The organism is Paenibacillus cremeus (assembly GCF_007786445.1).
Classification (GTDB): Bacteria; Bacillota; Bacilli; order Paenibacillales; family NBRC-103111; genus Paenibacillus_G; species Paenibacillus_G cremeus.
Window position 1 is genome coordinate 1 of sequence record NZ_VNJI01000091.1, and the last position, 11,102, is coordinate 11,102.

Below are 11,102 nucleotides of genomic sequence, written 5' to 3' on the forward strand. Positions count from 1 at the left end.
GTTGCTGGACACTTCCATGATACCAAACAAAGAAGGTGTTTTTTTGTCAAGAGAAGGAAAAAATGCGCTCCGTCCTTACAGCCGTAGGGCGTTTAAGCTAATTTGTAGCTGCGAAAGTTGAGTTATTTAGTTATAAGTTTGTTTCACAATGCCTTGATATGACTATATTCTCATAGAATGTGTCACATGATATCGGCGCTCCGTAGGGAGAGGTGTCGGGTGACAAGTACTTGATCCCATTCCCGATTTTGACAAGAACATTATCTCATTCCCGACAAGACATATCAAAGGTATACTAAAGATACGTCAGCGATCGTGGAGAGAGAATGTCAATCGGACCCGCTAGCTATTCACTGATCCATTCGCATGTTCCGGCGATATTCAAGTGATGTCATACCTTCAATTTGCTTAAAAGTTTTGGTGAAATAGCTCTGGCTGCAAAAGCCGGTCGTTTGGGCAATCTCCCCAAGTGGGCTGACTGTTCCGGCCAATAGCTCTTTTGCTACTCGAAGTTTTAATTTTGTAATATATTCCGCGACCGTACACCCGGTTGTGCGCTTGAACAACCGGGAAAAATAGCTAGGGCTAATATGAACATGGCAGGCAATGTCTTTGATTTTTAGCGGTTCAAGGTAATGTTCACTTATATAGGAAATCGCAAGTTGAACGGTTTCCGAGTATTGATGTGACGCTTGTGCTCCGGGTGATAGTTCTCCCTCCATTTGAGAAATAGTAGCCTCTGTCAATCTTCTCGTAATATGCGATGAGGCTGTCACCTCACTCGGAAAGAAAGATACGAACACAGGGGTTTAGAGAGGCAGAGGATAAAGCCAACCAATTAATCGAAACGGAAAAAAACTAAAAGGAATAAATAGAATTATAACTCAAGTGTATTGGAGTGTGTCGGGTTGAGGAAGTGGTCTCATCTTATACTGTTCGCTGCAGTCGTAGTGCTCTTAATTAATTGTACCGGGTGTGACACGGCACAACCAGCAGGCAAAGGTGCTGAGAATTCCTCTGTTGCACCCGTTAGAGGGGAGAATGCGACCAAAGAAGTTACAACTTTAGTGCAGGATATCCCATCGATCGCACAAGTATACGCAGACTATTTCCCGATCGGGGCCGCGATCCAGCCCGACATGACGACAGGAAAGAATGCCGAGATAATTAAAAAACATTTTAACAGCGTCGTCGCGGAGACAAGAATGAAATGGCAGCCAACAGAGCCTACCGAAAATAAATTCACCTTTACGGACTCGGATCTGATCGTCAATTTCGCAAAAGAAAACCATATGAAGGTTCGAGGCCATACTTTGATTTGGCATACCGCGGTCCCATCGTGGGTATTCCAGGACGTGAATGGCAAAGAGATGACAGAGCCGACCGAAGAGAACAAAGCCCTGCTCCGTCAGCGAATGGAAAACCATATTAAAAACGTCGTCACACACTTCGGTGACGATGTATACGCATGGGATGTTGTTAATGAAGCTATCGATGAAAAGCAGCCGGACGGCTTTCGTAACAGCAAATGGTATCAGATTCTCGGTCCGGAGTATATCGAAGATGCGTTTGAGTATGCGCATAAATATGCACCGAATGCTAAGCTATACATCAACGAGTATGAAACTCACATTAAGAAGAAGCGCCAATTTTTGTACGATCTGGTGAAGGGACTCAAAAGCAAGGGGATTCAGATAGACGGAGTCGGTCATCAATCGCACTTCAACGTCAACTGGCCGGCAACATTGGATGTTATTGGAGAAACCCTTGAAATGTTTGCCGGCCTTGGGGTCGACAATCAGATCACAGAGCTTGACGTTAGCGTTTATCAGAATAAAAGCGTTGCCGGTAATTCTACACTCTCGCAGGTGCTGGCGGAACAGCAGGGTAACCGCTACCATGATTTGTTCGACCTTTTCAGGCGAGAGAAGACGAAGGGGCGAATAACCGGGGTCACCTTATGGGGGATTGCGGATGATCATACGTGGTTGACTACAAAGTCAAGAAAGGACTTTCCGCTGTTATTCGATGAGCAGTTAAAGCCCAAACGAGCGTATTGGGGTGTCATCAACCTGAATTAGCGGTAACTGATGATAACCATCAAAAATCCCTAGACCTAAGATTTTACATTATTAGCAAGGTAATTTTACCTTTGACCTTGTTTGAGCGTGAGGTGGCCATTCGGTACGGCCATTATCCGTATGTATCTTTCCGTTTGTTCGGATCGTAATGGAAAAGCCCTTTCGACTTCCCAGGGGAAGCGAGAGGGCTATCTGGTGTTTTTAAGGACCTGAAATGAAAGGAGAAGTGTCCGGTGACACAAACATAGCAGCCTTAGGGGCAACGGTTTTATGACATCAAATTAACCTTATAACTTTCAAGGAAGCTGTCTAAAGCACCAGGCCTCTCTGGATTTAGTCCATATTCTTGTTCATTCCGGTGTCCTCAGGGGGAGATAAGAATTTGAGGTTACGAGAGCATAGCCGTGGACAGATATTGCAATTGCCATGTCTTTAACCGCTCAGATAGGCAGTATACTTGAGGCTATAAAGAGAAAATTCTTTTCATTTTATAGAACCATCTATATATGGCCATTACGATGTAAAATAAGAGTGACAAACTAATCCATGTCCAATACCACCTCCAAGAATGATATTGAATGATTAATGTATATCTTTCCAGGAAAAACTCGATTAATGTAAGTACTGAACTAAAAGAAATATAATATAAAATCCTGGATTTAAAGGTTTATCAGTCGGATAATGAAGGACGAAATAAATAGAAATGATTGGAAAAATAAAATACTCATATGAAAAGCTTGTGGCATTTGCCTTTGACAGTTCACGGACTGGATAATCTATCCAGGAAAATTCTACAACCGATAGTCCTAGAAACCATGTGAAGAACTGTGTTATCAAGTAGACACAAGAAGCGTGAGATACTTTTTTTCTAGGAATAAACCATATGGAGATAAAAGTTATGACCCATACACTTCCTAGAACAATTTTTTCAGTTAAATACATTTTTTACTCCTGTATTAGATTTTCTTTTTTTGAAAACCATGAAACATAAAGGTGGCAAAAAATAAAATACACTAAAAAACTAATATATAAGCGTATACAAAATGAGAAGGGTGTTCCTTTATTAATTTTCTCCAAATCTGTAAAAACAGATATGAAATAGATGAACCATACGATAACTGAAATAAAAATGATATAGTGCAAAACCTTCCTTATTATGGTTGATTTTTTTGGAAAAAGGAGAATGAACCAAGTAAATATCATCGGTATGAATGTAAAGTTATGTAAAAAACCACTATTTGTTGCTCTCATAAACACTCTCACAGGATATTCTATACTTCCGATTTGAACAAAAATAATCGTGGCAGCCCATGTGATAGATTGGAAAGCTAGAAAGCTTATAAGGGCTAGCCGAAATTTATTCTTAGGTATATAGAATACAGTTGCAATTGAAAAGGCGGAGATAGCGATCAACATAAATCGCTCAATGGTCATTCTAATCTCCCTTACGAATTTACTTTTTTGTTACCTCTTCTATTTTGTACCCTTTTATAATAGAAAATATGCGTGATGACATTTGAATAACTCCCAATTGAAAATCGACAATGTAGACTTGAACTGGATTCCAGATAATTTACTTAATTATTGCGACCCATAAACTACATAATCCTTACGAAATCTCTTTCTAGGGTAATGAAAATTGTGTTTAGATACATTTTGGTGAGCCATATCATACAGAGGCGTATCGTATATATAGGCAGGCAATGGGAGAATTGAATGCCGCTGGATTGAGGTTGACTTTGACGGGGCCAGATCAGTGAATCGGTTGGTAAAAGCATTCCCGGAAAAGAAACATGGGAAAAAGTAACCGGCATTGCCAAATATGTGAATGACCACCCCGACCCTGTGATAGCCTTGCCACTGTTCATCATCATTCTATGGGGAGTGTTTCTTTCTCCGAAAGCTTCGCTTCCCATTTTCTCATATCGCGTTCGAACGGCACTTAAGTTGATCGTGTTCGTTGTAATCTCGATAGCTTTGTACGCAACTGGGCGAAGCGTGCTCGGAGTTACTTTTCTTACATTGTCCCTAATTTTCGTCGCATCAGTCTTCATTTTGAAGTTGCATGAAGTAAAGTAATGATTAAATGCAATAGCTCATGGATTAAAGATGAGGACCATGAATTAAGCTATCGGATTCGATAGTTCAATGAACCGCCTTTTCACGAAGGAGGTTTTCATATAGTCAAATATCAACATTAAATTTAACATAGCCAAAAAATTAAAAGAGACCCTTATCAAGGGTCTCTCTTCAGGATTGTCCTCAACTATCTTTTTATGATGTTTGTTGCATACTTGTGTAAATATCATTATCAAAAACATATATATTGCATATACTTCTCATTTTTTGAACGGATTGGGCAGGTAATAATTGTAAACCCACATTTCATGAGTTAGAGTTGCATATTGATTGCTACTATAACTATTTGAATCAGGGTTACCCATTACCATTAGAACTTGCTCCTTGGTCATACCGTAAAATAAATTTCCAGTTTGTATGGCGCAGTTCCGAGGTGTCCGGAGCTCGCACAAAGTCATCGACGACGTTCTAGTGAATTGGAGTGACCCGCCTTGCCCAGAGCAGCTCTCAGGCGTTGGAGCCCTATGGACACTACCACGCGGGGTGTACGTTTAATTGCCGCTGTTACGCCGAACCAGTAGTTGACTTAGAACTGTTAAATTGGCCGATGCAACTTTACAACAGGCGCAGCATACAGCGTATGTCTCGAAAGCAGTTTGAAAATCTAAAGAATACCTAAAGAAAACCGTAGGTTCGTTGTCTATGTCCTCCGTTATTAATACAGAACAGCCGTGCTGTAGAATAAAACAGGGGTTAATTCCCTTTTTTTATTTGTATTTAATGGAATATTTTTTAATAAAACTTTGTACAAAATGAAGCATAAGAATGTTCAAACTCCACACTGCATGATAAACAGCAAAGGAATAAATCAACTTCCAACCCTTGTACGTAAACACATGAAAAATATGAGCGACCGATTCCAAACCAACTGATAAAGCGGCGGAACCAACAATATAGGGAATGATATACAATCCTTTTATTGTCCACTTGCTGTACAAATAAATGACTAAGTAAGCTGCTGGAGGGTAAAGAAGAAAGTAAAGAATAAAATCAAATATTTCATAGTCGGGTCTATCGTTAACATCGTACAGGTCATACGGTGGAACTGCAAGAATATAATCGGTTGTTTGTCCGAGAAAAACGTTGAAAAGCATCATAAATATAACAGTTAATGGTGAAAATCGATTTGGAAGAAGCAGTGAGGGAATCAAAACCAGTATTAATGAAACAATAATAAACCATTCATTTTCATCAAATTTAATTGGCGGATATAAAATCATACACTAATTTCCATTCTCTTCAATAAATAGCGAAACCAGAGAAAGAAGCCAAAAGAAATGAAGATGACCGTTAACCATTCGACTATGGAACATGCAAAATTCCAATTTGAAAATGTAATCATGCCAAATTTTTTACTCAACAATTGAATAGAAGATAAAACCAAAATCCATATACCTGTTAAAAGGGCTTTATGTACGAGTTTGACATCTTTCAAATAATAAAAAAGCCAAATAATTAAAGATGGCATAAGAATTAGACGATTAATAACAAGATACCAGAAAACTCCGACTCTTTCGGTAATCACAATGAAGCCAAGATTTATTGTAATGATAGTAAAAATTTGTTGAATGACTGCACAAATTACCATCCAATAAGTAAAAAGCTCTAATAAATAAAATTTATTGAGAGTGAACTTTAATGAAAATAATGATAACGCATTCAGAATTACCATGACTATGATGAACATGAACATATATGACTTCCCTCACTATAAGTTTGTTGGGTACAATCGAAAATAAGAAAAATCAGAATGAAATTGAAATATTCCTTTAGATGGTTTAGTGGTTATGATAAACAAATAAAATAAAATTATGCATTTAAATGAAGATATTATTGAGCTATCGAGTGACGTTTGTGGAGGAGCTGGTTTGGCACGGCTCTTTTATCTTCATTAATGTAACGGGAGTTTTGTTCAAAGAGGAAATTTGGAAGAAATGGAGAACTCAACTCATTACAATAATAAAAATAATGTCAATAAATTAGCCGGAGGGGTAATGAATGAGCAATCAAGTTGACATTGATTTCGAATCTGATTTTGGGAAGAACTATGAAAGAAGCATTAAAGTAGCTCTTCCTACTTATGAACAACTTTTCCCGTTAGCTACCTCGTTTTTGAGAACAAAAGTAAACGATAACGCTCGACTGTTAGTAGTCGGTGCAGGTGGAGGGGCCGAATTACTCTCTTTTAATCAAGCAAACCCAGATTGGCAAATGACAGGAGTAGACCCATCTGAACAGATGATTAATCTTGCTAAAGAAAAAGTTAATAATGCAGGAATAACAGATAAAATTAATTTGTTTCATGGATTAACAAATCAACTCCCATTGGAGCCAATATATGAAGGTGCCACTTGTATCCTAGTATTACACTTCCTTCCGGATGACGTCTCCAAATTGGAATTGCTTAAAAGCATTGCTGAACGGCTTAAGCCTGGATCCCCTCTGGTACTTGTAAGTGTGTATGGCAACAAAGAATCGGTAGAATTTCAATTAAAGACCGAGGCAGTAAAGGAGAACTTCCTAATTAACGGATATAATCCCGAGGAAATCGATGAAGGTTTGGAGAATCTTTCGAAACTTCCTATTGTAACGGAAGAAAGGATTAAGGAATTATTGTACGAGGCAGGTTTCCATCAAGTTACGCATTTTTTTACAACTTATTATTTTGGGGGTGGTTTGCTACCTTAAAATGAATCCGTTACACTTGATGAGTTTATTCTGGTGATTTAATTGAACTGATATGAACGAGGCGGTCAACACCCATTTTTTGCAAAGGCTTCTTTGTTTTTTACATTCTTTTTTCAGCCTAATAACCAAAAGATTCTTTCGCGAAGTGATTGTCAAGGACGGTAGATGTTAGTCCAAGCCGTGAAGTGATTTTTGCCGATTAAATCTCGATCGAACATATTCTCACCAGCTAAACTCCCCCCAATTAATGCAGCGAAGCGTTGGAAATATCCATCGCTTCGCTCTTTTTCTTTAATGGATAGAGCTGCCCGGCTAATTTCATTTTAATCCTTCATTAAGGTTTTCGTGATAATTTATTAAAATGTTTGGTTTAATATGAAGATCAAACCAAATAAGGAGAGATGAACTATGCTTAAGAAAAATATCATTGCCTTCTCTATTGCAAGCACATTGATTTTGACTGGGACTTCCGCTTATGCCGAATCTGCTAATGTTCAATCATCTACTTCGTCCGTTCCTCAAGAAAAGCAAGTTAATCAAACAGCCCGCTTAACTGCAATTGCTTCCAAGCTTGGCATCAGCACCAATGGTTTGAGCAACGCACAAATCCAACAAGCGATTAAGGATAAAGAAACAGCCGATCTTCAAGCTAAAGCAGCCAAGCTTGGCATTAATACAACTGGGCTAACCACTGCTCAGATCCAGCAAGCCATGAAAGAAAAATTGACGGCCAATCAAACAGCCCGCTTAACTGCCATTGCTTCCAAGCTTGGCATCAGCACCAATGGTTTGAGCAACGCACAAATCCAGCAAGCGATTACGGAGAAAGAAACTGCCGATCTTCAAGCTAAAGCAGCTAAGCTTGGCATTAATACGACCGGATTAACCACTGCTCAGATCCAGCAGGCCATGAAAGAAAAATTGACGGCTGATCAAACAGCCCGCTTAACTGCAATTGCTTCCAAGCTTGGCATCAGCACCAATGGTTTGAGCAACGCACAAATCCAGCAAGCAATTAAGGATAAAGAAACAGCCGATCTTCAAGCTAAAGCAGCTAAGCTTGGCATTAATACGACCGGGTTAACCACTGCTCAGATCCAGCAGGCCATGAAAGAAAAATTGACGGCTGATCAAACAGCCCGCTTAACTGCCATTGCATCCAAGCTTGGCATCAGCACCAATGGTTTGAGTAACGCACAAATCCAGCAAGCAATTAAGGATAAAGAAACAGCCGATCTTCAAGCTAAAGCAGCTAAGCTTGGCATTAATACAACCGGGTTAACCAATGCTCAAATCAAGCAGGCCATGAAAGAAAAATTGGCGGCAACCCACTGAATTCAAACAAAAGAAAGAGGGAGCCGAAAGCGGGGGAAAAGCATACGACTGGCTCGCGGTAAAGCTGGGCGCTAATTATCGCAGAGGTTGTTCCTGCCCGGGATCGGTGTGTGAGCCGTTCCCAAATCAAACGGATAACGTCTCCAAAACCACGCAGTTAGCGGGGGGATGGAGACGTTTTTTTCAACATTAGAATTTATATCTCTCGAGACCCGTGGTCTTAGCGAGTAGTATTAATTCCTGTAAATAGTGTAACTTATTGTGCTAACGGATACGCTAGCGCGGCGATGGAACCGATCCATCGCTTGTTTTCGTTTATGTCGATCCGCTCAACTATCAGGGAAGAATAGTTCAATGGTATATTAAAGCAAAGAGCTTATGGTTGAATCCCTAGGGGGGCAAATTGAATGGATTACATATGGTTTAATTACGAAACACCAATCTTACAGCAGTTGCCTCATCCATTGACTGAAGCAGCCATATTGCTCAATCCGTTTATTCAAATGCCAAATGGCTGGACAGCAAAGAAGAGAAAGAGCGAATATGAGCATGTTTATCCAGAATTAGAAGAGTCTCTCCAACTTGGTATTCCGAAGCCCTGGAACCAAGTCATGGCTGGCACAGGGATACAATCCTATGCGGATCTTGCTATTGCTTTGATGACTTCAAGCTCAGCATTAAAGAAAGAATTTGCTCGCCCAGATTTAGCAGAATTATTAAATCGGGACCTGCCCAATGACCTTTATTACCTTCGCGAAGATAATATTTCGGAATTTTTCATATCAGATATCCTTGATGTTTTAGGATCTAATGGAGCAGGCACTTTATTGTACTCAGATCCGATTTTTGATCAGAATGGTGAATTGCAAATCAAAAGTCTAACCGAGATAACCGTATGTGAGTTAGCTCCTCAAGAGATTGTCTTAACAAATGAAAAAACGGATTATGCATTTTTAAGCGTATATGACTCGTTTACTACCTTGGTCCTCTCAAAAGAAAAGAAAATTGAAGAAATCATCAACCAAAAGAAGTGGGAAGCTCTAATTTGTGGACCAGAAACTTATATTAGTTGGTACTATGGCAAAATTGAATTGGGCTCAAATGATTAAGCTAACGGGAGTACGATAGTTATAACAAACCAACAACGAATCAAAAAAATCGATAAAATGGAGAGTGAAGAGGAACATGATCAATGCAGCGCACATCATTTTCTATAGTACCGATGCTGAAGCCGACCGGGTTTTCATCCGTGACGTACTCGGATTAGCAGGGGTTGACGCTGGTGGTGGCTGGTTAATTTTCAAGCTACCTCCTGCCGAGATCGCCGTGCATCCTATAGACGGGCTGGGTAAATACGAGTTCTACTTTATGTGTGACGACATCGAGAAGACATTAACAGAACTGACCGCTAAGGGTGTCACGATCTCGGAGCAGATTATCAATCAGCGTTGGGGGCGACTCGCATCTATCAAGCTTCCCAGTGGCAATGATCTTCCGATCTACCAGCCACATCATCCCACCGCCTACGACCTAGAGGACTGACTAAGTCATCCACCTGATTCACTCTGCTAACGGAGACGAGATAGTTCAATCAAAACAGGGAGCAGATATCGCCGCTGCGCTGCTCCCTGTTTCATTGAAGTATCTGGCAGATTAGTGGAATCCGTCCAGGTTCGACCCAAAGGTAAGTATATGCATAAATTTTCCCATGTGACGGACACTATGAGTGATCCTTGACATATAGGTGGTAGATAAATGGATGAAAATATGGAAAGAGCAAGGGAATTAGTTACTGCATTAGTCCAAACGAATATAGAAAGGTTCATGAACCATGGTGGGTTTTTAAGTCCCCAATGGTGGCTGCTCGTTGCATTTACAATCGTTCCATGGGTTATTTGGGTAAAGATAGTGGATAAAAAAAGAAAACTTGAACTTGTGGTGGTTGGACTATTCATTGCGATTGTAACTAAGCTTTTAGACTTAGTCGGTTATAATTTAAATTATTGGGATTACCCAATTCAAATGATACCTCTTGTGCCTGAGGCATTTGCTTTTGACTTGTCAATGGTTCCTGTTGCGTATATGTTGTTATATCAGTATTTTAAGACGTGGAAATCATATTGTCTCGGTTTACTTTGTATGAGCGTGATCTACGCTTTTATTGGGGAACCTTTTTGCAATTTGATCATGGTTGTTGCGTATTTCAAGTGGAAGTATATTTACTCATTCTTGTATTACAACGTAATCGGAATCACCGTAAGAACGATTGCAGATAATCTTAAAGGGACATATGAAGGGCAAAACTCTTACCCGTCTAAGGAAAATTAAAATTTCGGCAAGCGTTGAACGGAGTACGTAAGCACAATAAAGCCGATTGGATACCGGGAGTGTTTAGACTTTTCGATTTTATCTTCATGATTTTGCTAAAACTCTGCGGTCTGCCGCCAGCGGCGGTTGTTAAAGCCATCCATTTCGAATTAAAACTTTTGCAACATTTAATCCCAACTTCCCTTTTCTTGAATTGAAATGGCAGTAGCATACACTGGCGCTAAAAGAACATTTGAGTCGTTTATGTAGGAACATTTGTGTCGTTAGAATTGTCCGGCGACACAAACATATGCGTTTTGAAATCCCCGTAAATGGGACTGTTGACAAAGTATGGCTAGGGAGTAAGTTCCCTAGCCATACTTCAGTTTTTGGCATATTTTCTCTTGAATTGTTGCGATTTGCGGTGGTTAACTTCCCCCTTATACCGCTCTTATCATACGTTTTATGTTTAAAGCCAATGCGGAAAAAAGGCAATGTTCGGTGGCGTTCCGAATGCCCTTCTTGTAGGTCTGTGTGAGGTTATGACATCTT

Annotated in this window: 10 protein-coding genes and 1 pseudogene; 7 read left to right on the forward strand and 4 right to left on the reverse strand. The window is 39.9% G+C overall.

Annotated features, from left to right (window positions below):
* Window positions 1–350 precede the first annotated feature (350 nt).
* Window positions 351–722 carry a helix-turn-helix transcriptional regulator gene (locus FPZ49_RS34235; protein ID WP_144855114.1) on the reverse strand — a complete coding sequence of 124 codons (372 nt, stop codon included), beginning with the start codon at window positions 720–722 and terminating at the stop codon, window positions 351–353.
* 186 nt (window positions 723–908) lie between these two features.
* Here FPZ49_RS34235 and FPZ49_RS34240 point away from each other — a divergent pair, with 186 nt between their 5' ends.
* Window positions 909–2,081, forward strand: coding sequence for an endo-1,4-beta-xylanase (locus FPZ49_RS34240; protein WP_261381758.1), 1,173 nt, complete (start codon window positions 909–911; stop codon window positions 2,079–2,081).
* Between the two features lie 463 nt (window positions 2,082–2,544).
* Here FPZ49_RS34240 and FPZ49_RS37800 read toward each other — a convergent pair.
* A pseudogene (locus FPZ49_RS37800) lies at window positions 2,545–3,023 on the reverse strand (CBO0543 family protein).
* Between the two features lie 3 nt (window positions 3,024–3,026).
* A complete protein-coding gene (locus tag FPZ49_RS37805; protein ID WP_144855118.1) occupies window positions 3,027–3,515 on the reverse strand; it encodes a CBO0543 family protein in 489 nt (162 codons plus the stop codon).
* A 411-nt stretch (window positions 3,516–3,926) separates the two neighbouring features.
* Between FPZ49_RS37805 and FPZ49_RS34255 the strand changes: the two genes are divergently transcribed.
* Window positions 3,927–4,160: a YrdB family protein gene (locus tag FPZ49_RS34255; protein ID WP_261381759.1), complete on the forward strand. Its 234-nt coding sequence runs from the start codon at window positions 3,927–3,929 to the stop codon at window positions 4,158–4,160.
* A gap of 767 nt (window positions 4,161–4,927) precedes the next feature.
* On the opposite strand, the gene FPZ49_RS34260 is transcribed toward FPZ49_RS34255, so the two are convergent.
* Complete coding sequence (locus FPZ49_RS34260) at window positions 4,928–5,440, reverse strand: hypothetical protein (RefSeq protein ID WP_144855119.1); 513 nt, start codon at window positions 5,438–5,440, stop codon at window positions 4,928–4,930.
* Between the two features lie 778 nt (window positions 5,441–6,218).
* Here FPZ49_RS34260 and FPZ49_RS34265 point away from each other — a divergent pair.
* From FPZ49_RS34265 to FPZ49_RS34285, 5 genes are all read left to right on the forward strand, one after another.
* Entirely contained in the window at window positions 6,219–6,908 is a 690-nt protein-coding gene (locus FPZ49_RS34265) for a class I SAM-dependent methyltransferase (RefSeq protein ID WP_144855121.1), read from the forward strand.
* Between the two features lie 408 nt (window positions 6,909–7,316).
* Window positions 7,317–8,243 (forward strand): hypothetical protein, encoded by a 927-nt coding sequence (locus FPZ49_RS34270; protein ID WP_144855123.1) that lies wholly within the window; start codon window positions 7,317–7,319, stop codon window positions 8,241–8,243.
* Window positions 8,244–8,650: 407 nt separating this feature from the next.
* The gene (locus FPZ49_RS34275; RefSeq protein WP_144855125.1) at window positions 8,651–9,352 is read left to right on the forward strand and encodes a DUF2711 family protein; all 702 of its coding nucleotides are present in this window, start codon (window positions 8,651–8,653) and stop codon (window positions 9,350–9,352) included.
* Window positions 9,353–9,428: 76 nt separating this feature from the next.
* Window positions 9,429–9,785 carry a VOC family protein gene (locus FPZ49_RS34280; protein WP_144855127.1) on the forward strand — a complete coding sequence of 119 codons (357 nt, stop codon included), beginning with the start codon at window positions 9,429–9,431 and terminating at the stop codon, window positions 9,783–9,785.
* A 213-nt stretch (window positions 9,786–9,998) separates the two neighbouring features.
* Entirely contained in the window at window positions 9,999–10,571 is a 573-nt protein-coding gene (locus FPZ49_RS34285) for a CBO0543 family protein (protein ID WP_144855129.1), read from the forward strand.
* Window positions 10,572–11,102 lie beyond the last annotated feature (531 nt).